Source organism: Leptospira wolbachii serovar Codice str. CDC (assembly GCF_000332515.2).
Classification (GTDB): domain Bacteria; phylum Spirochaetota; class Leptospiria; order Leptospirales; family Leptospiraceae; genus Leptospira_A; species Leptospira_A wolbachii.
Genome location: NZ_AOGZ02000013.1, coordinates 142333 through 167318 on the forward strand (window position 1 = coordinate 142333; position 24986 = coordinate 167318).

The 24986-nt window shown below is 40.0% G+C and carries 23 protein-coding genes; 8 read left to right on the forward strand and 15 right to left on the reverse strand.

The features are described 5' to 3' along the window. Positions 1-5 precede the first annotated feature (5 nt). From LEP1GSC195_RS04750 to LEP1GSC195_RS04800, 11 genes are all read right to left on the reverse strand, one after another. Complete coding sequence (locus tag LEP1GSC195_RS04750; protein ID WP_015680357.1) at positions 6-509, reverse strand: chemotaxis protein CheW; 504 nt, start codon at positions 507-509, stop codon at positions 6-8. 39 nt (positions 510-548) lie between these two features. Beyond that, the gene (locus LEP1GSC195_RS04755) at positions 549-1133 is read right to left on the reverse strand and encodes a 5-formyltetrahydrofolate cyclo-ligase (protein WP_015680314.1); all 585 of its coding nucleotides are present in this window, start codon (positions 1131-1133) and stop codon (positions 549-551) included. Further along, a complete protein-coding gene (locus tag LEP1GSC195_RS04760) occupies positions 1130-1447 on the reverse strand; it encodes a cell division protein ZapA (RefSeq protein ID WP_015680245.1) in 318 nt (105 codons plus the stop codon). The genes LEP1GSC195_RS04755 and LEP1GSC195_RS04760 overlap by 4 nt, the downstream gene beginning before the upstream one ends. 5 nt (positions 1448-1452) lie before the next feature. Continuing rightward, positions 1453-2085: a hypothetical protein gene (locus tag LEP1GSC195_RS04765; protein ID WP_015680306.1), complete on the reverse strand. Its 633-nt coding sequence runs from the start codon at positions 2083-2085 to the stop codon at positions 1453-1455. Between the two features lie 57 nt (positions 2086-2142). Beyond that, positions 2143-2496, reverse strand: a complete 354-nt coding sequence (gene rplT, locus LEP1GSC195_RS04770; RefSeq protein WP_002975326.1) for a 50S ribosomal protein L20 — start codon at positions 2494-2496, stop codon at positions 2143-2145. 3 nt (positions 2497-2499) lie between these two features. Next, on the reverse strand, positions 2500-2700 hold the full coding sequence (gene rpmI, locus LEP1GSC195_RS04775; RefSeq protein ID WP_015680289.1) for a 50S ribosomal protein L35: 201 nt from the start codon (positions 2698-2700) through the stop codon (positions 2500-2502). 7 nt (positions 2701-2707) lie between these two features. Further along, entirely contained in the window at positions 2708-3271 is a 564-nt protein-coding gene (gene infC, locus LEP1GSC195_RS04780) for a translation initiation factor IF-3 (RefSeq protein WP_002975194.1), read from the reverse strand. A 90-nt stretch (positions 3272-3361) separates the two neighbouring features. Then, positions 3362-4243 carry a BTB/POZ domain-containing protein gene (locus LEP1GSC195_RS04785; RefSeq protein ID WP_040506415.1) on the reverse strand — a complete coding sequence of 294 codons (882 nt, stop codon included), beginning with the start codon at positions 4241-4243 and terminating at the stop codon, positions 3362-3364. Between the two features lie 49 nt (positions 4244-4292). Then, entirely contained in the window at positions 4293-6206 is a 1914-nt protein-coding gene (gene thrS / locus LEP1GSC195_RS04790) for a threonine--tRNA ligase (RefSeq protein WP_040506366.1), read from the reverse strand. Positions 6207-6255: 49 nt separating this feature from the next. Continuing rightward, complete coding sequence (locus LEP1GSC195_RS04795; protein ID WP_015680390.1) at positions 6256-6849, reverse strand: TetR/AcrR family transcriptional regulator; 594 nt, start codon at positions 6847-6849, stop codon at positions 6256-6258. Further along, positions 6834-7724: an alpha/beta fold hydrolase gene (locus LEP1GSC195_RS04800; RefSeq protein ID WP_015680260.1), complete on the reverse strand. Its 891-nt coding sequence runs from the start codon at positions 7722-7724 to the stop codon at positions 6834-6836. The genes LEP1GSC195_RS04795 and LEP1GSC195_RS04800 overlap by 16 nt, the downstream gene beginning before the upstream one ends. 154 nt (positions 7725-7878) lie before the next feature. On the opposite strand from LEP1GSC195_RS04800, the gene LEP1GSC195_RS04805 reads away from it, so the two are divergent. From LEP1GSC195_RS04805 to LEP1GSC195_RS04815, 3 genes are read left to right on the forward strand one after another with little or no spacing between them, the layout of a single operon-like run. After that, positions 7879-9237, forward strand: coding sequence for an adenylate/guanylate cyclase domain-containing protein (locus tag LEP1GSC195_RS04805; protein WP_015680239.1), 1359 nt, complete (start codon positions 7879-7881; stop codon positions 9235-9237). Between the two features lie 50 nt (positions 9238-9287). After that, on the forward strand, positions 9288-10994 hold the full coding sequence (locus LEP1GSC195_RS04810) for an ABC transporter ATP-binding protein/permease (RefSeq protein WP_015680399.1): 1707 nt from the start codon (positions 9288-9290) through the stop codon (positions 10992-10994). After that, the gene (locus tag LEP1GSC195_RS04815) at positions 10952-14290 is read left to right on the forward strand and encodes a GH36-type glycosyl hydrolase domain-containing protein (RefSeq protein ID WP_232227695.1); all 3339 of its coding nucleotides are present in this window, start codon (positions 10952-10954) and stop codon (positions 14288-14290) included. The genes LEP1GSC195_RS04810 and LEP1GSC195_RS04815 overlap by 43 nt, the downstream gene beginning before the upstream one ends. A 67-nt stretch (positions 14291-14357) precedes the next feature. Here LEP1GSC195_RS04815 and LEP1GSC195_RS04820 read toward each other — a convergent pair whose 3' ends face one another. Continuing rightward, complete coding sequence (locus LEP1GSC195_RS04820; protein WP_004786287.1) at positions 14358-14702, reverse strand: P-II family nitrogen regulator; 345 nt, start codon at positions 14700-14702, stop codon at positions 14358-14360. Positions 14703-14722: 20 nt separating this feature from the next. Next, positions 14723-16111 (reverse strand): ammonium transporter, encoded by a 1389-nt coding sequence (locus LEP1GSC195_RS04825; protein ID WP_015680326.1) that lies wholly within the window; start codon positions 16109-16111, stop codon positions 14723-14725. Positions 16112-16406: 295 nt separating this feature from the next. On the opposite strand from LEP1GSC195_RS04825, the gene LEP1GSC195_RS04830 reads away from it, so the two are divergent. Continuing rightward, positions 16407-17897 carry a deoxyribodipyrimidine photo-lyase gene (locus tag LEP1GSC195_RS04830; RefSeq protein WP_015680275.1) on the forward strand — a complete coding sequence of 497 codons (1491 nt, stop codon included), beginning with the start codon at positions 16407-16409 and terminating at the stop codon, positions 17895-17897. After that, on the forward strand, positions 17894-18178 hold the full coding sequence (locus LEP1GSC195_RS04835; RefSeq protein WP_002975352.1) for an ATP-dependent Clp protease adaptor ClpS: 285 nt from the start codon (positions 17894-17896) through the stop codon (positions 18176-18178). Before LEP1GSC195_RS04830 ends, LEP1GSC195_RS04835 begins: the two co-directional genes overlap by 4 nt. 31 nt (positions 18179-18209) lie before the next feature. Here the strand turns inward: LEP1GSC195_RS04835 and LEP1GSC195_RS04840 are convergent, their stop codons facing one another. Further along, a complete protein-coding gene (locus LEP1GSC195_RS04840) occupies positions 18210-20270 on the reverse strand; it encodes an adenylate/guanylate cyclase domain-containing protein (RefSeq protein ID WP_015680425.1) in 2061 nt (686 codons plus the stop codon). A 46-nt stretch (positions 20271-20316) separates the two neighbouring features. On the opposite strand from LEP1GSC195_RS04840, the gene LEP1GSC195_RS04845 reads away from it, so the two are divergent. The 3 genes from LEP1GSC195_RS04845 to LEP1GSC195_RS04855 all read left to right on the forward strand — a co-directional run bounded on the left by LEP1GSC195_RS04845 (position 20317) and on the right by LEP1GSC195_RS04855 (position 23718). Further along, positions 20317-21636 (forward strand): class I SAM-dependent RNA methyltransferase, encoded by a 1320-nt coding sequence (locus LEP1GSC195_RS04845; protein ID WP_015680478.1) that lies wholly within the window; start codon positions 20317-20319, stop codon positions 21634-21636. 49 nt (positions 21637-21685) lie between these two features. Beyond that, positions 21686-22813, forward strand: a complete 1128-nt coding sequence (locus LEP1GSC195_RS04850; RefSeq protein ID WP_015680421.1) for a SpoIID/LytB domain-containing protein — start codon at positions 21686-21688, stop codon at positions 22811-22813. Positions 22814-22875: 62 nt separating this feature from the next. Further along, positions 22876-23718, forward strand: coding sequence for an HDOD domain-containing protein (locus LEP1GSC195_RS04855; RefSeq protein WP_015680229.1), 843 nt, complete (start codon positions 22876-22878; stop codon positions 23716-23718). Positions 23719-23748: 30 nt separating this feature from the next. Here the strand turns inward: LEP1GSC195_RS04855 and LEP1GSC195_RS04860 are convergent, their stop codons facing one another. Beyond that, complete coding sequence (locus tag LEP1GSC195_RS04860; RefSeq protein ID WP_015680442.1) at positions 23749-24981, reverse strand: adenylate/guanylate cyclase domain-containing response regulator; 1233 nt, start codon at positions 24979-24981, stop codon at positions 23749-23751. Positions 24982-24986: the final 5 nt, after the last annotated feature.

Here is a 24986-nt window from a genome sequence, read left to right on the forward strand (position 1 = left end):
TCTCTTTACTTTGCGGACGAAACAAAATCAACGATTTGTTCCAAATCCAAATTCAAAACTAAATGATCTTCGTATCTAGATACGGACTCAACCATCTTACTGTAGTTTAACGACAAGTCATCAGTTGTGTAACTGATAAAATCTTTTTGGATTTTAACAACTTGTTTGACTTCATCAACGAGAATACCAATTCGCTTTTCATCTAACATAATGACGATGATACGTGAAATTGGAAAAATTTCAGAATCAGTTCCATGAAATCTTTTTTTCAAATCCACTATGGGAATGATCTCTCCACGAAGGTTGATCACACCTAAAATGTAATCATCTACGTTGGGAATCCGAGTAATTAAAACTGGTTTTAAAATTTCATGAACCAACAACAATCGAATCCCAAAGAATTCTTTATCAATGGTAAATGTAAGGAACTGTTCCAAGTCTCCCAGATCGGACTCTTGTTCCATTTTGGTTTTTTCCGCCAGGGATGTGAGTAGTGTTTCTTGGTCCATATTATGCTACCTGGAATCGTGTCAGAATCCTACGTGGATTCAATCTAAAAACGAATGAATCTGGATTTCCGTAATCATTTTTCCTATTTTTAAATCGTGACTTTCTGCAAGGAATGGGACGGGGAAAAGTTTAGAAAAACTAAGTCCGACTGTTTTCTTTTGGAGTGATTCTGAATTTAAAATGCGATCATAATAACCGCCACCGCGGCCCAATCTGTATCCTTTTTCATTAAAACCCAAAGCGGGAACGAGAATCAATTCCGCTTCCTCTACGGAGATCTCCTCATCTCCTATAGGCTCAAAGAGTCCCTGTACATTCTTCTCAAAGGAACGTGGACGAAGGAATCGTAAATTCTTTCCCTCTTCCATTCTAGGGAAGTACCATTCTGCCGAATGCCTTGCTTCGATAAAACCCGTTGGCCTTGGGAGAGGACAGGATTCGATGACGGGAAGTACATCCACTTCATAAATTAGATCAGGAGAATAGGTAATGATTTTAGTTTTTCCCTGTAAAAGTGGGAACAACCTTCGTAGAATCGCAGCTTCATGATCTTCCCTTTCAGGTAAGTTCGGAAGGTTTTTTTTTAGAATTTCTCTAGCGTCTTGTTTTGAAATTGGATTCAAAAATTGTCCCCAATGATCCCCTCTTCTAATAGAGAAATGATCTTCTTTGTTCGTTCTTCTAGTTCCGGAATTTCATTAGCTTTGGCAGAAACTTCCTTCATCTGGAACAGTTCGTCCGCCAAGTTCAAAGCACATAGAACTGCCAATTTAGTTTTGGATGCTGTGGGGAGTGCCTTTGCCAAATCCAGAAGACGCAACTCCACGTAGTCTGCCACCTCGGAGATGTACCCAGAGGATGCTTCACCAACAATGGTATAGGTCTCACCAAAGATTTGTTTGGTTATTTTCTGTGGTTGCGGGGCAGATTCTGCCATAAAAATTATTTAGGATCGTCTTCGATAATTAAGAAATCATCGTCGTCATCAGCATCAAAAACACTGATTGCTTCGTCGTCATCATCAATGATGATGTCGTCATCTTCGTCGATGTCAACTGTTGGAATCTCTTCTTCCGATTCCACAACAAGTTCCTCTTTTTCAAAGGATGCGGATGCAGGAGATTTTTCCAAAACATCTTCTGTTTGGAATTCGGATTCGTCTTCATCCAGCAGGATGATTTCATCATCCTCATCTGTTGCCAAACTAGGAACTGCCGCTGCGGCAGCCACCGGTTCTACTGAAGAGGAATCTGAGTTTGGTTGTGTTTTGGGTGTCGAACTTCCAGTAGTGGGAAGACCGTCCAATCGACCGAGAAGTTGGTGAACCTTGGATTCCAGAAGCCCTTCTCTTTCACGGAGTTGGTTTAACTCATCCGTTGTCTCTTGGAGCTGAGTGCGAAGTGTTTTTAATTCGCGCTCTTTCTCCTCCATTGCGAGCTTCATCTGGTCATTTTCCGCGCGGAGGGATTCGTTTTCCGTCTCCAGGCGTGCATTTTCTGTTCTTAGGTCTTGGATTAACTCCAAAGCCTTAACAACTTTACTTTCTAGCTCTTCAATGGTTTCGATTTTTAACATGATAACAATCCGATGGAATAGAATAGCCGAGCCATTCTATTCCAATCAAGCACTAATTTACTTAGCGACTTTGGTTTTTTCTACGATGGCGTTGAATACTTCTTTGTGGTTGTATGCAAGGTCAGCCAAAGTTTTACGATCTAAATTGATTCCGTGTGTTTTGAGTGCATGAATGAATTTTGAATAAGACATTCCATTTTCTCTCACTGCGGCATTAATTCTCGTAATCCAAAGTTTACGGAATTCGGACTTTTTCTTTCTACGGTCACGGTATGCCCATTGACCAGCTTTCATTACAGCAGATTTTGCTGTTCTGAAAAGTTTAGAACGTCCGCCTCTAAAACCTTTAGCTTTAGCTAGTACTTTCTTTCTACGATTTTTATGAATGGTTCCGTTGACTGCACGTGGCATCGTTTAACCCCCGTAAGGTAGAAGTTTTTCTACACGGTTATAATCGGTTTCATGGATGAGGTGCATTCCACGGCTTTGGTGTTTCATCTTAGGAGATTTTTTCTCTAAGATATGTCTTCGGTACGCACAACCGCGTTTAATTTTACCAGATTTGGTAAACTTAAAACGTTTGGCTGCTGCCCTATTTGTCTTCAGCTTATACATAGTTGTTTTATCCTTTAGGTTTTTCACCAATTGGGTTCATCACGACCACTATCGTCTTTCCGTCGTGTACCGGCATTTTTTCGGGAGAGGCATGCTCTTTTAGGTCCTCGACAAACCGGTTAACAATATTCATTCCAATTTCAGAGTGAACCATCTCTCTGCCTCGGAATCGAAGAGTCACTTTTACCTTATCACCCTTTTGCAAGAATTCTAAAGCATGACGCTTCTTAATCTCGAAGTCATGGTTATCAATCCGCGGGCGGATTTTAATTTCTTTCACCGTGACAACGTGTTGTTTCTTTTTCGCTTCTTTCGTTTTTTTAAGAAGTTCGAATTTGTATTTTCCAAAATCGATCAACTTACAGACGTGAACATCTTGGTCACCCGAGACTTCCACCAAATCAAGGTTAGCTTCTTTGGCTCTTTTCAGAGCTTCTTCCAGAGTAACGATGTCAGACCCTTCGTCAGAGACGAGTCGGATCGATGCTACATTGGTAATTTGTTCGTTAATTCTGATGTGGGCGAATTTATCTTGGTTTGGGTTCCCTCTAGGGTTGGGCCGTTTCTGCATTCAGTCTCCGAAATTTCTTTCAATTTCCAATTTCGGCGTAAAATCCAGGCGAGCAAGTACATTTCTTTGCGAAATGCTGGGTATCTGGGGTTAAAGCGATCCTGGGGGGCCTTCCCAGACAGCAAGTTCCAAATACAAGGAGGGAGACTCTAAGATCTCGGGTAAAATGGGGACTAGAGAGACTAAGTCTCCATGATTTCCCATTCCCATACAAGAGCCACCGTGGCAAAGTTGGCCCGCTTCATTGTAGAATGCATATTGAATCAAATTATCGAATGTTTTGATAGGTTGTTTGGGGGATTGGGATTGAATCAGGGCAAGGTAGGTCAATCCTTCACTTTCCCTTCGTTCAAAACGAATCCTAAGGCGGTTTTCTTTTGTGAGGGTTTCACTCGCAAAGAGAAGATCCCCCTGGCCAGGGTTCCATTTTTGGAAACTATAGGATCCAACGACTCCCCCCTCCCGGATCCATTCATACCTTGTTTCTGTTTTTGGTTTTTGTTTGGAAAGGATCACGGCCTCTTTGGGTCTCGGATCTTCCCAACCGTAGGATGTGATACTGACGGAAGCCCGGGCAATTTCTGTAATGGGAAAAGGAAAACGACTCCAAAGTCCAGGAACGTCATAACTCTCCCAAGGTTGGATGATGTGTTCGCTTGATTGACAAGAAAGAAGACGGCCCCTGGCATCATAAAAGGCAGCAACTACATACAAAGCCACAGGAGAATCACCCTGGTTTTGTCCCCCAGTGATGACTATATTGGGACAATCTAACTTAAGGTCCCGACCAAGCCCATCCACAAATTGCATAGGGCTTACCTTCCAACCCACAGTCAAACCTTCCGCAAAGGGAAGAAGTTGCATGGGAATGGCATCGAACGCATCACGCGCGTCATACGGTGGGTGGATAGGAAGATCCAGGTAGTATGCGACCGGATCAATCTGTTTGGTTAAGACCAGGTTTTGGGACACTGGAGGGAGCGTAACTCTCCCCCAAGTGTTAGTCAAGAAATTTCTTTCTTTAAAGATCGCCCTTCAGAAGAGTGATAAATCCATCACGCGAAACAGTTTCCGTTTTCTCTTCACCCATACGGCGGAAGGAAATAGAACCTGCTTCTTTTTCTTTATCCCCTAAAATCAAAGTATAACTGCTTCGTTTTAGGATGGAATCCCTAATTTTACTACCGATCTTTTCGTTACGAACATCGAGTTCGACTCGGAAACCCTGCATTACCAAATCCTGATATACCTCTTTAGCATAATCGCTATGGATTTCTGCCACAGTTAGGACACGAATTTGTGTCGGATTCAACCAAAGAGGGAACTTTCCTTCGAAGTGTTCGATGAGAATTCCAATAAACCTTTCTAAAGATCCATAGATCGCTCTGTGAATCATAACCGGTGCATGTTTTTTTCCATCGGAAGCTGTGAAGTCGAGTTCAAAGCGATTCGGCATAGAAAAGTCAATTTGTACGGTTCCGCATTGCCATAACCGTCCGAGGGAATCCTTAATATTGAATTCAATTTTCGGGCCATAGAAAGCTCCATCCCCTTCTTTGATTCCGTATTCGATTCCTTTTTTCTTTAGAGCATCGTGTAACGCTTGTGTAGCGAGGTTCCAATCCTCATCACTCCCTTGCGATTTTTCAGGCCGTGTCGCAATGAAAGTTTTGAATTCAGTAAATCCAAACTTTTTATACACATCAAAAGTAAAGTCGATGATGTCTTCTACTTCGGATTCTACTTTTTCTAGAGGAGCATAAATATGGGCATCGTCTTGAGTAAAAGCACGAACCCGAAAGAGTCCATGTAAAACTCCAGACATTTCATGCCTGTGAACATTTCCCAGTTCCATAAACCGGAGAGGAAGTTCTCTGTAAGAGTGCATATGGTATTTATAAATCAAACAGCATCCCGGACAGTTCATGGGTTTCACTGCAAATTCACTTTCATCAATATCAGTGAAGTACATGTTTTCCTTAAAATTGTCCCAGTGTCCCGACTTCTTCCAAAGGCTAGAATTTAAAATAGCGGGAGTTTTGATTTCTTGGTATCCACGACGAAAACATTCCTCTCGGATGTAGGAAGCAAGAGTGTTCCAAAGCACAGTTCCTTTGGGATGCCAAAATGGAAATCCTGGGGCTTCGTCTTGGAAACTAAAAAGATCGAGTTCCTTCCCGAGTTTTCTATGGTCTCTTTTTTTTGCTTCTTCAATGAGGAAGATATATTCATCTAACTGTTTTTTGGTGGGAAAGGACACACCATAAATACGAGTGAGTTGTTTGTTTTTAGAATCACCCTTCCAATACGCACCAGAGATGGCAGTCAGTTTGAAGGCTTTGAGTTGGCCAGTCCTCGCAACATGCGGTCCACGACAAAGGTCATACCATTCCCCCTGTCCGTATAACGAAACGGATGCGGAGTCGAATCCTTGGATGAGTTCTACTTTATAAGGTTCGTTTTCTTGTTTAAATTTTTCAATGGCTTCCTCTTTAGAAAGTTCCCATCTTTTGACAACGAGATCCTCTTTCACAATCTTTGCCATCTCGGCTTCAATTTTCGGAAGGTCTTCTACTGTTAAGACTGTATCCCCAAAGTCGATATCATAAAAGAAAAAACCAGGACCGTTTTCGATGACAGGGCCAACTGTTAGGCGTGCTTCTGACCAAAGGCGTTGCACGGCCATACCGAGTAAATGGGCAGAAGAATGGTGAAAAACTTCTTTTCCTTCTGTGTCATCAAAGGTGAGAAATTTTACCGTGGTGTTTGCCTGTGGGATAAAAGAAAGGTCAACGGTGCGACCATCGGACAAAACAACGGCAAGAGCTTTCTCTTTCAAGAAAGGCAGTTGGGATTGGATGAAATCAGAAAAGGATTTACCAGATTCTAGTTCTTTGGAACTTCCATCTGGTAGTGTGATTGTAAGTGCTGCCATAATTCTATACCCAAGTTTTCGCACGCACATTCTCCCGAAAAGTAAAGTTTTACCAGAGTCTGCCAGATTCCAATGATTCTGTTATTTTCTTAAAACTCTCCTCAATGGATTCTTTGCGACCAAATCCTCCCGCCTCCTCCAGCACAATAAATCCATGCAGAACGGAACGTAAGATTCGTATCTTATGGACTGCGGTTTCGTCCAAAGTCGGAAATCGAAAGACCTCCATGCAGATTGCCAAAATCCGATCTCCCAGTGGTTTTAGTTCTGGATCGAACTCTGTCGATTCAATGGTCAGCGGATAAAACTGAGGATGGGACTTCGCAAAACTTCGGTAAGCATATAAAAAATCAAAGATTCGTTCCGATCCCGTATTCAAATTTTTTAACTTGAGAGAAAGTCGATCCCCTAACAATTGCAAGGAACGGCGTTTCATTTCCCGACGGACATCCTCCAGATCTTGGATATGGTTGTAAAGAGAAGGGGTGCGAATTCCCAAGTTTTCGGCTAGTTGCGACAACCGAAATTCATTCCAACCCACTTCCCCAATCAATTCCCAGGCGGAATCAAAAATCTGGCTTCGAGTGGTGAGAGTTTGGCCTTTTTTCGGTCGGCCTGGTTTGTGTTTTAGTTTTTTTGCCATAACTTCTGTACGTCGGAAGAAAACCGAGAAGGATCTTCCACGAAAGGATAGTGGCCTGCACCTTCATACATTTCCACCTCACCACCTAAAGTTTTACCGATCCAATTTGCTTCTTCCTCAGGAGAATCAAAATCTGGATCTTTTGTTCCCATCACTACAATGACGTTTCCCCTAACTATATTTAAAGCGGCCTCACATTCTTTTTTTGGGGCAAACAACATTGCCCTAACAGCAGCCATACGACCATCTGCCGATAGATTTTGTTTCAATTTTTCAGAACGCTCTTTTAGATCTTTAGGCGGATGTACGGGAAAAAGAGATTCATAAAACGAAACCCAAGCACTTGGTCCCCAGGGACCACGAAAAGCTAAATGGATTAATGTTTTCATTCCAAATGAGAGGTCCGCTTTATCTCGGACAAAGGGACCAGACAAAACAAGGCCTAGGACTCTTTTTTTTTCCATAGAACGAATGTATACTGCCGAAGCAGCTGTCATCGAATTGGCAACAATATATACATTTTGTAGATCTTTCTCTCGGATAAAATGCAAAATGTCTTCTGCTGTTTCTTTGGGACCATAAGAGGAAAAACTAATATCAGATTCACCAAGCCCGCGTAAGTCGAAACTATAAACAGAATTCTCTTTTGCTAAAAGTTGACTTAGTTCCAAGTAACTTTCTTTTCTATCTCCAATTCCCGGTAATAGGATCAAGTTTCGTTTTCCATCACCAGTTTTCGAATAAGCGATTTTACCTTCCTCTACCTGAAAGTAAGAAGTTGTGATCGGCGATCCGAGTAGAGAACCGTTCATCCAAAAAAGGTAAGGAAATAATATGGGGAAAAAAAGAGAGAGTTTGTGGTAGTTTTCTTTCATAAAACTAATGATATTAGTTTATTTAACTAATGCAATTAGTTTTATGCGGGTTTTGACAAAAATCAGGTCAAATTTCCCAAATCCATAACTTTTCTGACTTGCCCTGGCCTAAGAGAGAATGGATTCTTAAATTACCTGAAAAGAGTGGTGATTCATGTCCATTGTTACCTTCGAAGACAAAGAAAATTTTCCTTTAGAAACAAACAAACCTGGAGCCACCATCCTTGAGACTGCTCTAAAATACGAGTATCCACTCTACCACCTCTGCGGAGGAAATGCCAAATGTACAACCTGTCGGGTGTTTATCACAGAAGGTCTAGACCATCTGAGCCATCGCAATGAAAGGGAACAAACGCTAGCAGATAGGAAAGGTTGGCCTTCGGAAATTCGGCTCGCTTGCCAAACGGAAGTTTTTGGCGATGTATCTTTACGAAGGATCATTAAAGACAATAAAGATTTAAAAAATGTAACGAGTGAATCCAAATCTTCAAAAACAGGTGAGGAGTGTTATGCGGTAATCCTTTTTCTAGATATCAAAGGGTTCACTGCCTTTACAGAAGCAAGTCTTCCTTATGATGTTGTTTTTGTTCTTAACAGGTTCTTTCAAGAAATGAGTGAACCTATCCTAAACAACGGCGGGGGAATCGATAAATTTATCGGAGATGGGATCTTGGCTTTTTTCCAAATCCAAAACAAAGACCCACTAAAAACGGCAAACGAAGAAAGTCTGAAGGAAGCAAAACGGGAAACCATTCATTCTGCAATCCGAGCTTGCCTTCGTATGTTTGATCAATTAAAAAAATTCAATTTCGAAATGAAGGATAGGTTTAATTTTACTTTTGACATCCGGATTGGTCTTCATGCGGGGAATGTAATTTACGGAGACATTGGACATTCGGAATACAAAAGTCAAACCGTACTCGGAGACACAGTCAATGTAGCAAGTCGGCTAGAGGCATTGAATAAAAAAACAAACACTCAGTTTTTAGTCTCAGATGAAATTTATAATCTTATTGGTTCCTCGCTTGCTGTGAACAAAAAAGTAATCACAAGATTAAGAGGTAAGTCAGAAAAAATGACTGCCTACTCTGTTCTCGGATTCAAAAAACCTGATCCCATCTTACAAATTCAAAAATCTTTTGATCATGTCTTAGAATACAATCCGCATTGGATAGAAAGTTATATCGACAAATTAAAAACCTTTACTTTGGAAAACCAGACACCGAACCAAATGCCCAAAGAAGGGGAATCTTCCATTTCACAAGAAGAGTTTTTAAACTCCATTGAATCCATTATTGAAAAGTTAGGAAATCCCATCTCTGTAAAAAAAGAAGTTTCAAAATTAGCTGCCATTTACGAATCCCTTGGAATAACAAAGAAAGAATTTCCGAAACTGGTTCCTATCCTTCTATCAACGCTCCGAGAAAATCTTCCTTCGGAGTGGAACCCAAATTTAGAATCCATCTGGACCCAGGTAATCATGGATCTAACCATAGAAACCATTGAATCGTAAAATGACCTTGCCTTGGGGAAGGGACGATATTTTTAATTAGATAAGCATCAATGCCTTCCAAATCAAAACTAAATCAATCACAAAGCTGGTTACGTCTATCCAGTATCATTCGACAACTCATTCTGTCAAAACAAGGTCCAACTGCCATTCGTTACGGGATCACACTGGTAATACTTGTTATTTTGTTTAATGTATTTAACGTGATCAATAGTTATGTTGGTAGGGACTTTATCTCTTCCATCGAACAAAAAAACACAAATGCCTTTTATACCAACGCATTGTTGTATGCTTTTGTATTTATCATTTCCTCTGCCATTGGATCAGTCTATCGGTATGCAGAAGAAAGACTTGGCATCCTTTGGCGCGAACAACTCACGTGGCGGTTGACAGAAAATTATCTAACAGAACGAACCTATCATCAAATCATAGGTAAACCCGGTATCGAAAATCCCGACCAAAGGATCACTGATGATGTCAAATCTTTTACAACAACTACAATCTCTTTCACCTTACTTTTTATAGGTGGTGTTTTTTCTGCAATTTCGTTTTCTGGAGTTCTTTGGAGCATTAATCCTGTTTTGTTTCTCGTAGCTGTCACTTATGCTCTAACTGGAACTGTATCCACTATATTTCTTGGAAAATCGCTCATTCGCATTAACTATGATCAATTGGACATGGAAGCAAGTTATAGAGCTGACCTACTCCATATCCGCCAACATGCAGAGTCCATCGCTGTGACACATAGGGAAGCAAGAATGTCTGTAAGGTTGAAATCAAGACTTCGGAAGTTAGTGAACAACTTCAGAAAACTAATTTCAGTAAACTTGAGACTAAGCCTATTCACCAATAGTTATAATTACTATATACAAATCATTCCGATGCTCATCATAGCGCCAAGTTATATGAGAGGGGAAATAGAATTTGGAGTGATTACGCAAGCAGCTCTTGCCTTTACCACCCTACTCAATGCTTTTTCCTTAATTGTCACACAGTTCCAGTCCATCTCTGCATTTTCTGCCGTTGTCAAACGTCTGCATTCTCTTGACACAGCCATGTTACAGGCAGAAACAGAATCCAAATCCCTAAGAGAGTCCAACTACAATGCAGATGAAATTGGTTTTGAAAATTTCACATTGTATTCAAATGATAAATCAAAACTTCTAGTAGACAACCTGCAATTGACAATTCACAGAAACGAACGTTGGCTTATCACTTCGCTTGATGAAACCGTGAAACTTAGTTTATTTCGCTCCATTGTTGGAATCAGCAATCACTCCGAAGGTAGGATTAAAAAGCCCAATTGGGAAGAGATTCTTTTTCTTCCCGAACAACCCTATCTACCTCCTGGACGACTTCGCAATGTCATTGTTCCTGCTTATTTGAATTTAGAAGTATCGGATGCAGCGATCCTAAAGGAACTAAAGAATATGGGGCTTGAATCACTGGTTCGTAGGTTTGGCGGAATCAGGGCCCTAAAAGAATGGGACGAAGAACTTTCGTTAGCCGAAAAATACAAAATTGCAGTGATCCGCATTCTTTTTGTGAAACCAAAATTTCTCATCCTCGACAGGCCTGGATCTAGTTTAGGTAAATTTGAAATTTCAAAACTCTTAAAGTTATTTCACAGACTGGGAGTAACCACGGTAGTTATCGCAAAAGACGAAGAAACTGTTTTGGAATACGACTACCATTTAAACATTTCTCATTTCGGGAAATGGACTCTTTCTCCACTCCATCTAACTCACACAAACCTATGATTCAAACCATTCAAAGTCGATCCGGATTAAGATTTCAATTTTTATCCAACGGAAATGTCCATTCCATTCGTTTTCACGATCTTCTTGTAAACTTATATCTCGCTAATGAGATGGAACCCAGCGTGAGTAACATCTACTTGAGGATTCATACAAAAAAAGAACTATTAGTTTTCCCTTTGCTCGGACCAAAATCAAACTCCTTATTTCAAATTTCCGAGTCGGCTTATTTATGCAGAGGAACTTGCGACAAAATTGATTATGCTTTGTATTTAGAGCTCCACCCCAACCAACCTAGTTGGAGATACAAGGTCGAACTCACAAACAAAAATGATCACTCGGTGCTTTGTGATTTAGTTTACGTTCAAGATATAGGTATTTGTGAATATTCTGCTTCACGGCTGAATGAATACTTTGTCTGCCACTATATCCATCACGAACCCATTCTTTCTAAAGATAGGCTTTATGGAATTTTATCCCGACAAAATGAATTGGTATTAGGAAACCATCCAGCAAGTTTTTTATTTAGTACAGAACCCATTCGCTCTTATATTACCGATGGTCTGGATTTATATCCCAATGGTCTAAACCATCCATTTCTTGGCAAACGAAGGCAAGGCGAACATTCTATACTAGGATTAGAGAGAGAACCTTTGACTCTAAAACCGCAGGAGAGGCAGAGTTCTTCTTTTTATGGGTCGTTACTCCCGAACGTAGAATCCTTAAGATCATTCAACAACGTAGATGGATACATTCAAAAAGCCATATCGGGCTGGAATGAAACTCAAGAAACAGATGGGTTTCTTCTAAAATCAACTCCAAGCCTTTTCACTTCCGCCAAACAAAAAGAAGGTGATTTTGCAACAGAATTGGATCTACAATCATATTTCCCAAATCCTTGGCGAGAAGTAGAAAAAAGTGACTCGGGTTCCATCTTATCTTTTTTCACAGAGAAGTCCACTCATGTTGTGTTAAAAGAAAAAGAATCCCTTTGTTTACGTCCACACGGGCAAATCCTTCGGACAGGATTGCCAACAATTCCAGATGAGTCCTCTCTAACCGCTACCTGTTATTACAAAGGAATTTTTTTATCACAACTTACAGAGGGCCATACAAGCATCAATCAATACATATCGCGTAATCATAGTTATATTGGATTGTTTAATTCTTATGGATTCCGTATTTTTAGAGAAGAAGAGTCTGGCTTTGCACTACTAGATTCACCTTCTTTCGTGATCATGGAACCCCATCGAATGGAATGGATTTACCAATGGGGAACTGAAATCCTGCGCATTCAAGTCGAAACCAAAGAAGATCATAAAATCAACTTCCAATTACAAACAACGGAAAAAAAAACGAGGAACTACCTTCTTTCCTTCCCTATTGCACTCGACGGCGACAATGGTTCCTTAGAACAACCTCCAATCATAGTTAAACACAAAACAAAACTTCAAATTCAACCAAATCCCGAATCTGCCCTCTACCAAAGGTTAGATGGAAAAGGATTCCAAATCCAATCTGAAGATCTAAACTCTTGGGAAATCTCTGATGATCGTCTTTTATTCCTTGATGGAAAATCAAGAAAACAGTCTTATATAACAGCACGAGTTTCTGTAAACACAAGTTTGCAATTTACCATCCAAGGGAATTTGGTTACACCAGCAAAAAGGTCCTCACAAATCCAAAAACCAGTGTTGTCTTTTCATTCCTTATCCACATATAAAAAGAACGAGAATCCAGAACTTCAATCCTTAAAACAAATTCAAGAGATTTTACCTTGGTTCGAACAAAATGCACGCATCCACTATTTGAATCCGAGAGGACTCGAACAATATTCTGGCGGAGGCTGGGGCACAAGAGATGTATGCCAAGGAGCTTTCGAATTTTTACTTGCTACGGGAGAATTTCACTCTTGTCGCAGTTTACTATATCAAGTATTCCAAGAACAAAATGAAGATGGAGATTGGCCGCAATGGTTTATGCTTTATCCTCGTGATTCACATATCAGAGCCGGTGATTCCCATGGAGATATCATTTATTGGCCGATACTTGCACTTGCATCTTACTTAGAGCGGACTAGTGACTTAGACTTCCTAAAAGAAACAACAACTGGACCACACCGCCTCGAACAAAGGACGATCCTTCAAGCGTTAGACAAAACAATCTCTCTAATGAACGATCGTTTGTTTCCCACAACAAACCTTCCGATTTATGGAAACGGAGATTGGAATGATTCTTTACAACCTGTTCGCCATGAGTTTCGAACCCATGCAGTAAGTACTTGGACGGCAGAATTACAATCCATTACCTACAAAGCACTTAGTAAAATTTCTCACCTAACGAATGACGAAAAAAAGCAAAGATACTTTGAAACCGAGCGTTTGACATTGGAACAAAATATCAAAGAACATTGTATGGAAAAAGGAATTCTTTCGGGGTTGCGATATTTCTCCGACGATGATTCGCAAAAATTCTACTTACATCCATCAGATATAAAAACAGGAATCCGTTATAGTGTTCTTCCCATGATATATGGAATTTTATCGGAAGTATTGGACGAGGCGGAAGTAGAAACCCATCTTTCCGTAATCAAAAATTTCCTTATGGGACCTGACGGCGTTCGGCTTTTTGATTCCCCCGTCCCTTATTCCGATGGGGAAAGTAAAGAGTTCAAACGCGCAGAAACCGCCAGTTACTTTGGAAGGGAAATTGGACTTATGTATACTCATGCCCATTTACGTTACTGCGAAGCGCTGGCCTATCTGGGTAGATCAGAAGAATTCTTTTATCATTTGAATTTAGTAAACCCTATAGGAATCCAAAACAAAATTTCCTCTGCCAAGAGGAGGCAATCTAACTGTTATTATTCGAGCTCAGACGCTTTATTTTTAGATCGTTACGAAGCAACCAAAGAATATAAAAAAATATTATCTGGCAACGTTCCTTTGGAGGGTGGTTGGAGAGTGTATTCTAGTGGGCCTGGAATTTACATCAAACTGGTTTATGAATGTTTGTTCGGAATCAAAACCTTTTCTGATGGAATCGAATTCGATCCAACATTACCGAAAGGATTGGATGGATTACAATTGGATATACAACTGTTTGATAAAAACCTGACAGTTTTCTATACAGTGGAATCAGAAAATGCAACCGTTGAATTAGCAATTTTAAATGAAAATTCCATTCCCTTTGTTCGAAAGGAAAACCGCTACCGAAGGGGTGCCGTTAGGATTCAATTTTCTGATTTGGAATTGTTTCTAAAAGAAGGAAACAATCAGTTAAAAATATTGTTGCGATAAAAATAAAAAACGTGCAAGGGAATTTTCCCCGGCACGTTTTCCGATTTTTCCTTTCAGTAAAGGAAGCTTAAATGGCGCTTTTTCCTTTCTCGCCGGTTCTGATTCGAATCACTTCCTCTAAAGGTGAGATAAAAATCTTTCCGTCTCCGATTTTTCCGTCACCACTTTTTGCTGCTTTTAAGATAGCATCAACAGTTGGTTTAACGAATTCATCATTAACCGCGATTTCTAAACGAACTTTTCGAAGTAAGTTTACAGTGTATTCGTGTCCACGAAATACTTCTGTTTTCCCTTTTTGTTGTCCGTAACCTTGAACGTCAGAAACTGTTAGACGGTAAATTTCGTTTTTAGTCAATTCTGCTTTAACTTCTTCCAACTTATGTGGTTGGATGATTGCAATGATCATTTTCATAATGTTATACTCCTATTCCCTTAACCGCGAGCTCTGATATTGAAATCAGGGTAAGCTTCTGCTCCGTGTTCCCCAAGATCCAAACCACTTAGTTCTTCCTCTTCACCCACTCGGATTCCGCCTGCAAGTTTTAACACAAACCACAATGCTAAAGATACTGTGAATGTAAAACCACCGATTGCAAGGATACCGTAAATTTGAGTTAAAATAGAAGGAACTGCAACCCCTGCAGGTGATCCTTCGTAACCGAAGATGGCAACTGCTAATGTTCCCCAAATACCACAAACTAAGTGAACAGAAGTTGCACCTACCGGGTCATCAATTTTGATTTTGTCAAAGAAAAGAACGGACAATACTACTAAAATTCCAGACACCGCACCGATAATGGCAGCAGATGCTGGACTAACAATCGCACAGGGAGCAGTGATACCCACAAGACCAGCGAGTGTTCCGTTAAGAATCATACCAAGGTCAGGTTTTTTCAAAATGATCCAAGCGGTTACAGTAGATGCAAGTGCTCCTAGAGCCGCAGATATGTTTGTAGTCACAATCACATGCGCCATAGTGCTTCCATCACCCACTCCCATAGTAGAACCAGGGTTAAATCCAAACCAACCGAGCCAGAGGATCAGTGTTCCAAGAGCTGCAGAAGTCATGTTGTGACCAAGGATAGGTTTGATTCTACCGTCTGGTAAAAATTTTCCCTTTCTTGCTCCAAGAACAATGGCACCAGCAAGAGCTGCCCAACCACCTACAGAGTGTACTACGGTAGATCCAGCAAAGTCATGAAAACCAAGTGCGGATATCCATCCACCACCCCATACCCAGTGACCTGTGAATGGATACAGAAACGCTACTAGAATAAAGGAGAAGATAAGGAAGGAATGAAATTTAATTCGTTCTGCCACAGCTCCAGACACGATAGTTGCTGCTGTTGCCGCAAAGACCAATTGGAAGAAAAATTTCGCAAGAAGTGGAACACCAGTCCAATTCATAGAAGAATACACACCTTTGTATGCATCACCAATTGCAGGTGAGTTATCAGCTCCACCTAAGAAAAAAAGACCTTCGGTTGCTAAAAAAGGAGATCCGTCACCAAACATCAAACCCCAACCAATTGCCCAGTAGGAGAAAGTTGCTGCAGCAAAAACAATAAAGTTTTTAGCGAGAATGTTCACGGTGTTCTTCGATTGAGCGAATCCCGATTCAACGAGAGCAAATCCGGCATTCATAAAGAATACCAACATACCTGCGACTAGCACCCATAAGGTGTCTAAACCAACGGTTAAAGTTTGGATTGCATTTGCGGTTTCTTGCGCCGGGTTCGCGACGGTTGCAGCATCATCTGCAAAAAGGAACATCGGAACAACCAGGAGCAGGAAGGCGATTGATTTGAAATACTGTTTCATATTGCCATGTTTCCTTTCCATGTTATTTGCTTAGTAACAGTGCAAGATTGGTACCCGAATTGAATCTAAAGCGGAAAGGTATTGAAAAAAATGATTTAATGCCTAGAAACCCTCCATTTTGTCTAGATTTCTGGGTAAAGGGAAGAAATGCATCCTCACGAGAGATGATAATATTGCGTCAATTTGTATCAAATGAAACCAGAACGCATAAATCTTAAGCATATAGGGTATCGATTTGGTCCCAGATCTATAGAAAAAACGCAGCCTGAACGAAGAGAACCGGCCTCTAATAGAGATGAACGAGGAACGAATCCGGAATTGTAATCAAAAACCTATGTTTCCTAGTGGGAATTACATCCTTTATTGGATGCAAGCCTACCGCAGATTTGATTCCAACCATGCCTTTGCTTATGCGGTCTCTTTGGCCAAAGAACAAAACAAGGAACTCATTGTGTATGAGGGATTACGCTGCGACTATCCTTGGAATTCAGAAAGGATCCATAAATTTATTCTGGAAGGAATGTATGACAACCAAACAAGAGCAGACGAATTGGGTATCAACTATTGGAGTTTTATAGAATCAAAATCTAACCCTGCACGGGGAGTCTTAAAAGAAATTGCAAAAAATGCAGTCGCCATTGTTACCGATGACTTTCCTTGTTTTATTATCCCTGAACAAATTAATAAACTCTCTGAAAAAATCAATTGTCCGCTGATAGCCGTTGATAGCAATTCTCTCCTTCCCCTCTCCCGTTTTGAAAGGACAGCGAGTGCTGCAAGGATTCTAAGAATTTGGATTCATAAAGAATTTTTAAAAGGTTTGCCGAAGTTTGCCAAACCAAAATGGAAAAAAGAAGACTTACTAGGACTCCATCATCAAACAAAACCTCCTCATGGATTTGGACTCCCGAAAGATTTAAACTCATTTTTACTATCACTTGATTTTAAGGAACAAGTACCTCCCGCCAAAGGTGTGAAAGGTGGTCGGACAGAAGCTTTAAAAATTCTAAAAACCTTTGTCACAAAAAAAATACAAAACTATGAAACAGGCCGTTCCCAGCCCAACCCACCAGAAATCACTGCCACAAGTGGTCTCTCCCCCTACCTCCACTTTGGACATATTGGAATCGAGGAAATCTTTCAATCGGTATTAGAGGCAACGTCTCAAGGGAAATGGAATCCCGAACGAATGAGCCACCAAAAACCGGGAGACCGCGACCATTTTTATTCGGAATCCTCTTCCACCAATCACTTCTTAGACGAACTCATTACATGGAGAGATATTGGTTATCTTTTCTTTTGGAAGGACAAACCAAATCATATCAATTTAGAGCATCTTCCGGATTGGGTGAAGGCCAATTTTAGAAAACATAAATCCGACACAAGGGAGTATCTCTATACTTTAGAGCAGTTTGAATCCGCCAACACTCATGATGAACTTTGGAATGCTGCCCAAACCGAACTTGTAAAAACAGGAAGAATGCATAATTATATGCGAATGTTATGGGGTAAAAAAGTAATCGAGTGGACAAAGACTTACGAGGAAGCCTTTTCCATTTTAGAACATCTAAATAATAAATATGCCTACGATGGAAGAAATCCCAATTCCTATACAGGGATACTGTGGTGTTTTGGACTTTTTGATAGGCCCTGGTTTCCCGAACGAAACGTATTTGGAAATGTGCGGTTTATGTCCTCCGATTCCACAAAAAAGAAGTTTAAAATGAAATCCTATTTGGAGTATATTGGTGAACTGAGCGAGAACTCCGACTCATTGTTTCCATGACAGAACAAAACCAACCTTCTACATTTGAAGAAACAAAAACCCACTTTGATTCTGTATACTTTTACTTTGTCATTTTATTCAATGATTCAATCCATGAGTTTTCTTATGTAGAAGATTGTTTGATGAAACTTTGTTTCAAAACAAAAAAAGATGCCAAAAAAATTGCCATGGAAGCCCATACCAATGGAAAAGCGGTTTGTTTTCAAGGCAGTATGGAAGAATGTGAAACCGTTGCAGAAAATATGACCAATGCCAATTTAACAGTGATTTTAGGTGTATGAAATCCATTTCAGAATCCATCATTTCTTAGGTTTAAGCAACTGGCCTTGGTTTTACCTTTGTTACAAAATACACTTTGACCGGTTCCGCTTTCCCTTTGAGTGCGAGTTCCTTGGTTTCTTCATATTCAATGTATTCGCTTCCCCCCGCCGCAAGAAACGCTGCTTCAGATACAGCAACCTTTCCGGGAACACCGTGACTTTCTAAACGAGCCGCAGTATTGACGGCATCCCCGATGACAGTGTAGTCCATACGTTTGACAGAACCGATATTACCCACAATGGCTTCGCCAAAATTGACACCAATCCTTAAACGAAATGTGCCCGGTGGGACTCCCAATTCACGATTGATCTCTTCCATTTTTTTCTGCATATCTACGGCACAAGCTATGGCATGATAGGCATCCAGCTCTGTTTGTTTCGGTGCGCCCCAAAATGCCATAATGGCATCACCGATAAACTTATCTAAAGTAGCTGAATAATGAAAAATCAATTCCGATAAGGATTCAAAAATTGTATTTAAACTTTGGAGCACAACTCCTGGAGGATTTTTTTCAGCAAATGTTGTAAATCCAACAATATCAGAAAATAAAGTTGCGATGTTTTTTTCTTCACCACCTAACTTGATACTATCGGCAACAATAGTTTCCATCACCGCAGGAGAGAAATATCTCGAAAGTCTATCTTTCTCTTCTCTTTGTTTTTCCACAAGCCTTCTGGAATCGATCATATTCTTTACAATGGAAAGTGCCACGGAAACAGAAAAAGCAGCAAAGGCGTAATCTTTTAGATAAGTATGGCTTGGATACCATTCCCATTGCATTTCCACAAAGATATCATTCAGAATGAGAGCCACAAAGGCAAAAAAACCGAGGGATACCGTTCCCATAGAAGGAACCTTTCTTCCAAGAAAGATAATATAAAAAAGGGCAGCACCAAGGAGGATGGTTACAAAACTCCAACTGAAGAAGAACTTAGATAGAAAAAAGAGATTCGGAGAAAATAAAACGACAAGGACAGAAACAATACCAGCGATATCAATATACCGATTTGTGGTTTGTATCCAACCTTGCCTTACATGAGCAAACCGAACAATAAAGTTAAAAAGTAAATGTACAAGTCCAATCCAAGCCAAATACTCTATTTTTTTAATCCAAAATCCATCCCCAATGATAGAATAAATAATTTGGCTTTGAAACAAAGTATTGAATGCCATAAAAATAGAGCCTAACGCAAAGTATATGGTTGCATCATCCTCGTTTCGAAACAAAAATTGCCAGTATAAATAAAAACTACCAAGTAACAAGGTGAGTACGATTACAAAAATTTTCTTAAAGTCATTCCAATACTCTGCCCGCTCTGAATACTTTACAGAGGATACATAAAATTTATCATGAGACAAACCTGGACTCAATGGATACTTTGCATAAACCCTCACAGCAAGAACATTGGGTTCGTCTGTTTTTAGTTGGTCTATGGGGATTTGGTAAAAGCGAATTTTATCACTATAAAGAGATTTATCGTCCAACTCGGCTCCTTCTTCCGTGTCCAAATGTAAGCCTGTTCCTCCAATGAATTTTCCATTCCAATAAACAGCATCAGCTTGGCTAATTTGTCCCAACCGAACAGTTAAGTTCCTTGATTTGAATTTGGAACGGATGTCCTCTTCTGTAATTTGAATTTCTGTGCGATACCAAGCATATCCTTTGTAAGCTTCTTGGAATTGTTTGAAGTCTGGAAAATACAATTCCCCATCTCCATCTCTCACTTTATCCCAAGCGGTTTGGATTTGGAATCCAGAAATCCAACCATTTCTCACCGATTCTTCTAAGGCAGGTTGGGCATGAGCAAAACGTAAGGCTTTGGTTTGTCCGTTTTCTTCATCTAAATAAAGGTCGTCTTCTTTCTCTTCTGTGACAAGAGGTGAGTCTCCTGGTTTGAAACTCCATTTATGAACGGATTGGCCAAAAGACGTCTCTGATCTCAGGTCCAAAATTTGGTTGGTCAGAAGGACTTGGGCAGACAGGTTTGAGAGAAATCCCGTAAAAATGAGGAAGAGGAGAAGGAAAGAAAAGAGTCTTTTCGAAAAAACCATGTCGGAAATCCTATAAAAATCAAAAGGAACTGGCAAGTAGAAAACATTGGACAAAGTCATTGTGGAAAGTTTAGATTCTGATTTTTCAGGAATCGTCACAGCACCTAACGGAAAAAAGGTGAACGTTTTCTTTGTTTACCCTGGTGACGAACTCCATGTGGAATATGTCAAACGAAGGCCAAGACAAAGGTCCTTACGAATCCAGGAAACCATTCGCAACCATGATTGGCAATTAGTGAAATGCAATGTATTTGGAGAGTGCGGTGGATGTACGGGCCAACACATAAGTTACAAAGAACAATTAGAACTTAAATTTACTCCCATCCTAAACTCCTTCCAAAAAGACTTAGGTATCTCCATCAAACCTATCCCTTCTGAACAAATTTACGAGTACCGATCTCGTATGGATTTTTCTGTATTCCCTGGACCTATCATTGGACAAAGACAAAGGGGAAATTTCCGCAAAGTAGTTCCCATCACCTCTTGTTCCATCCAATCAGACTGGGCCAACAAGGCACTAAAAGATGTACAAACTGTACTGAACCAAATGCCTGATGTCATTTGGGATCGAAGATCTGAAGATGGTGGCTTAAAATACTTAACAATCCGTAAGGCACAAAATACAGAGGATGGAATTTTAATTTTTACTTTTACAGATGGATATGAATCACATCCTTCAATGGAAAGTTTTCGTAAACTTTGTTTGGAATCTTTATCACAAGAGTCACTACTCTTTTGTTACAACAGACCCAAATCGGAAGTATCTGCTTTTGGACGGCCAGAAGTGTTACGAGGAAAATCTACATTTACCGAAATCGTCCTCGGACAAAACTTTCAAATTCCCTTTGATTCTTTTTTCCAACCTAACCCAAAAGGTTTTTTACCCATCTTATCGTTTATCAAAGATAGATTACCAAAAACTACAGAGAATCTAATCGATTTGTTTTGTGGAAATGGTTTCTTTTCTTTGTTATACGGTGATTCGTTTCAAAATGTGGATGGATACGAGCTCACTGAATCTTCGATTGAAATTGCGTCCAAAACCTTTCATGAATATTTTCCGGACAAATCCCATTCCTTCCAAATCGCTAATTTGTTTATGTCCACAGAACTTTTAAAACAAAAAGAAAATGCCATTTTGATTTTGGATCCACCGAGGGCCGGAGCTGGTAAATTGGTAAACCAATGGATTCGTGATTTCGGACCGGAGTATGTGTTCTATGTCTCTTGTAATCCTTATTCTCAAAAAGAAGATGTATCGATCTTTCTTTCTCAGTATGATTTTGTGGATGGAATTCTGATTGATCCCTACCCCCACACTCCTCACACAGAATCGGTGCTATTCTTTCGTAGAAAGTCTTCATAATTCCCTTCACCAATTTTGGAATTCCTCCGAAAATAGAAGCGAGGGTACTATGAAGATTCAAAAATCGATTCTATTTTTCTCTATCGCCATTTTAGGGCAAATCGGTTGTGCGAGTGTAATGGTTAGCAATTGGTCACCAGAAGAATCGAACTTCAAATCCAAACCAGTCCGAGTTCTCCTTGGCTATGCGACCGATGAGGAAACATTCAAATCATCAGGTGAAATCATCGTTCGAGATGCCAATGACCTGACTATCAAAAAGGCTTATGATTTTTTATCTTTAAATCCAACTCTTCTCAAAGCTCCCATATCCATTCAAAGTAATTCCGAATGGATTGAATATAAAGGAGTAAGTTATAGAGGAATCGTTCTTCTCAAACCAGTAGATGGAAAAGTATTTATCCTCAACTTAGTTCCAATGGAAGCATATCTTTTGAGTGTAGTTCCTTCGGAAGTCAGTGCCTCTTGGCCAAAAGAAGCACTCAAAGCCCAAGCCATCTGTGCAAGAACTTATGTAGTGCGTGAAATGTTAAATCGCAAAAAACAAGAGTTTGATGTAGATACATCCACAAACACTCAAGTATACAAAGGAAAAAACAAAGAACATAGAAATACTTCAGAAGCAGTTTTTGAAACAGAGGGGCTCATTCTCATCCATAAAGGACAACCCATCCAAAGTTTCTTCCATTCCAACGCTGGTGGTTATACCGAAGATCCCATCAATGTTTGGGGTAGCCCCGTAGAATATTTAAAACCTGTTCCATCCGAATACGATAAAGATGGAGAACAATATTCTTGGGAAGAAAAGTGGAAAACAGATTTCGTAAATACCAACTTACGAGACTTAGGTGTTGGTGACATACAAGATATCATTGTATCAAGTCGTTTTCCCTCATCTCGGGTCAATGAAATGGAAATCATTGGAAGTTCTGGATCCAAAAAAATCAAAGCGACTGAGTTTCGAAAAAAATTAGGTGCGACCAAATTAAAATCTACACGATTTGGAATCCGTAAAGAAGAGTCTGGAGATTATTTTGTGAAGGGACTCGGTTCTGGTCATGGCGTAGGAATGTCCCAATGGGGAAGTTTTGCTATGGCAAAAAGCCAATTCAGCCACAGAGAAATCCTGCAACACTATTTCAAAGGAATCGAATTTGCAAGAATAGTTGCCAGATAGTTGGGAGTTTTTGGTTTCCTTAGTCTCATCATTCTAGATCCTGACTTTAGGTCCCTAACCGAATGGCAACTGTAGAAGAATACCTTTCCCAAATCAAAGACCTGACGATTGTACCGCCAGTCTTACTCTCCGTACTTTCCCTAGATGACGACAACGAACTCTCTTTTGGAGAGTTAGAAAAAAAAGTTCAATCTGACCAAGTGCTTGTGGCAAGACTTCTGAAACTTGCCAACTCTCCCTTTTTCTCCCGCGGCAACCCGGTTGCCAATATGAAACAGGTCATCACTCGTTTGGGATTTAAAACGGTTCGAAGTATGGTGGCGATGTCTATGACAGACTCACTCTTTAGCCAAGGAAATTATAAAAAATTCCGAGATGAAGTTTGGGACCATTCGGTTGCCAAAGGAATATTTGCTCAAATTCTCTGCGAAGAAAAGAAATTCAAAAAAGAAGCAGAACTTGCCATCACTTGCGGACTAATGCAAGACCTCGGACGAATTGTACTCAATACCATTGACAGAACAAAGTATGTAGAAGTGCTTACAGAATTCCAAACATCTGATGCCACTTTGATTTCACTCGAAAAAAAATCTTTTGGAGTGGATTCTTATGAAATAGGAAGTGCTGCCGCCAAACTTTGGAAGATGCCAAACATCATCATTTCTTCCATTGAAGATCTTTCCAAACCAGTAAACGAACAGTCTCCCTTGGGACAAATCATTGGATTTGCGGGTGTGATTGCAAAGTTTACTGGACATGGCAAACAAGAGCCAGGCACAGAGGAAAGATTTGAAGAATACAAAACTACCTTAGGCCTTGAGATTGAGGATAAAAAAGCTTTTTTAGCCCTCAAAGATGAAAAACTGAAATCAAACGAATTGTATCAGTTTTGCAGCACTCTTTAAAGACTATATTCCAACAAAAACAAACGTTGATTAGACGGGTTTTACACTGAGAATTCGGTGTAACCCTTCTTTTCCTTTGATTTTTACTGGTTCCAATTCTTCGTATTTGTATTTATTGGCATACTCCTCTGGAAGAAAATTATACAACCCTTCTGACACATACACCTCCATTGGTTTTGCAATTGATTCCAACCGGCTTGCCATGTTAACAGTATCTCCAACGGCTGTATAAGAAAGTTTTTGGAAGGATCCCACGTTACCTACAATGGCCTTCCCTGAGGCCAAACCAATTCCAATTTGTGGAGTAAATCCGTAGATCTGTTGCCATTTGGGTTGCCAAAGTTCAAAGACTTGCACCATTTCTACGGCACAGTCTAGAGCATTTTGTCTATGGTCCTCTTGGAAAACGGGAGCACCAAACAGACACATGATGGAATCACCAATGTATTTATCGATCATTCCCCCATAACCCAAAATCACTTCTGTCATTGCTGTAAAGTATTCATTTAAAAAAGAGATCACTTGTTCTGGTTTCATTTTTTCCGACAAGGTCGTATAACCACGAATATCAGAAAATAAAACAGATACTTCTTGTTCCTTTCCTTTTTGATCAAGAGAAAGTGTGTTATTCATCAAACTTTCTACGATGATAGGATCTACATACATACCGAAAACATTTTGCATTTTCTTTTTTTCGGTTTCAAGGTTTAGTTTTTCTTCGTATTCTTTTTCCAATTCCTTTTTAAATTTTTTCACCATCGTATTCAAATCTTGAATCTCCGACTGGTTCATACCATAGAGGTCTTGGAATCGTTTCAGACTGTCGTCCATTTGGATGGAGACTACTTTTTTGCGGTAAATTTCTCGGAACAAATTTCTAAACCGATGTTCCAAAACATTTTTCTTTAACCTTCGTTTGCCGAAGTATTCGTTGATTCCTAATTGGAAAGCATGGATGGGAAGTTGTTTTCCTTCGGCCTTAGTAAAGACAACTACGGGAAGTTCGGAGGGACCTGCTAAATCCATAATGGATTCTAAAACGGATTCGGGAGAATCTTCAAGTTCAGGGAATTGGATTTCTGTAATTAAAAGATCATACTGAGCTTTTTTGATTTCCTCAGCTCCGTTTTCAAAAACGGAGCGCCAAGTAAGTTCGATGTAATCTCCAAACCACTCACTGAGTAATTGGGAGATGGTATCATACGATTTCTTTTGGGGTTCTAGGACCAGGACACGAACGATTTCTTCTTTTTCTAAATCCACGCACC

Coding starts and splice junctions, on each gene's coding strand:
- LEP1GSC195_RS04805 (WP_015680239.1), top strand. CDS start 7,879: ATGTCCATTGTTACCTTCGAAGACAAAGAAAATTTTCCTTTAGAAACA.
- LEP1GSC195_RS04800 (WP_015680260.1), bottom strand. CDS start 7,724: ATGAAAGAAAACTACCACAAACTCTCTCTTTTTTTCCCCATATTATTT.
- thrS (WP_040506366.1), bottom strand. CDS start 6,206: ATGGCAGCACTTACAATCACACTACCAGATGGAAGTTCCAAAGAACTA.
- LEP1GSC195_RS04850 (WP_015680421.1), top strand. CDS start 21,686: ATGAAGATTCAAAAATCGATTCTATTTTTCTCTATCGCCATTTTAGGG.
- LEP1GSC195_RS04750 (WP_015680357.1), bottom strand. CDS start 509: ATGGACCAAGAAACACTACTCACATCCCTGGCGGAAAAAACCAAAATG.
- LEP1GSC195_RS04815 (WP_232227695.1), top strand. CDS start 10,952: ATGGACTCTTTCTCCACTCCATCTAACTCACACAAACCTATGATTCAA.
- LEP1GSC195_RS04765 (WP_015680306.1), bottom strand. CDS start 2,085: ATGTTAAAAATCGAAACCATTGAAGAGCTAGAAAGTAAAGTTGTTAAG.
- LEP1GSC195_RS04840 (WP_015680425.1), bottom strand. CDS start 20,270: ATGGTTTTTTCGAAAAGACTCTTTTCTTTCCTTCTCCTCTTCCTCATT.
- LEP1GSC195_RS04820 (WP_004786287.1), bottom strand. CDS start 14,702: ATGAAAATGATCATTGCAATCATCCAACCACATAAGTTGGAAGAAGTT.
- LEP1GSC195_RS04810 (WP_015680399.1), top strand. CDS start 9,288: ATGCCTTCCAAATCAAAACTAAATCAATCACAAAGCTGGTTACGTCTA.
- LEP1GSC195_RS04835 (WP_002975352.1), top strand. CDS start 17,894: ATGACAGAACAAAACCAACCTTCTACATTTGAAGAAACAAAAACCCAC.
- LEP1GSC195_RS04830 (WP_015680275.1), top strand. CDS start 16,407: ATGAACGAGGAACGAATCCGGAATTGTAATCAAAAACCTATGTTTCCT.
- LEP1GSC195_RS04760 (WP_015680245.1), bottom strand. CDS start 1,447: ATGGCAGAATCTGCCCCGCAACCACAGAAAATAACCAAACAAATCTTT.
- infC (WP_002975194.1), bottom strand. CDS start 3,271: ATGCAGAAACGGCCCAACCCTAGAGGGAACCCAAACCAAGATAAATTC.
- LEP1GSC195_RS04795 (WP_015680390.1), bottom strand. CDS start 6,849: ATGGCAAAAAAACTAAAACACAAACCAGGCCGACCGAAAAAAGGCCAA.
- rplT (WP_002975326.1), bottom strand. CDS start 2,496: ATGCCACGTGCAGTCAACGGAACCATTCATAAAAATCGTAGAAAGAAA.
- LEP1GSC195_RS04855 (WP_015680229.1), top strand. CDS start 22,876: ATGGCAACTGTAGAAGAATACCTTTCCCAAATCAAAGACCTGACGATT.
- LEP1GSC195_RS04825 (WP_015680326.1), bottom strand. CDS start 16,111: ATGAAACAGTATTTCAAATCAATCGCCTTCCTGCTCCTGGTTGTTCCG.
- rpmI (WP_015680289.1), bottom strand. CDS start 2,700: ATGTATAAGCTGAAGACAAATAGGGCAGCAGCCAAACGTTTTAAGTTT.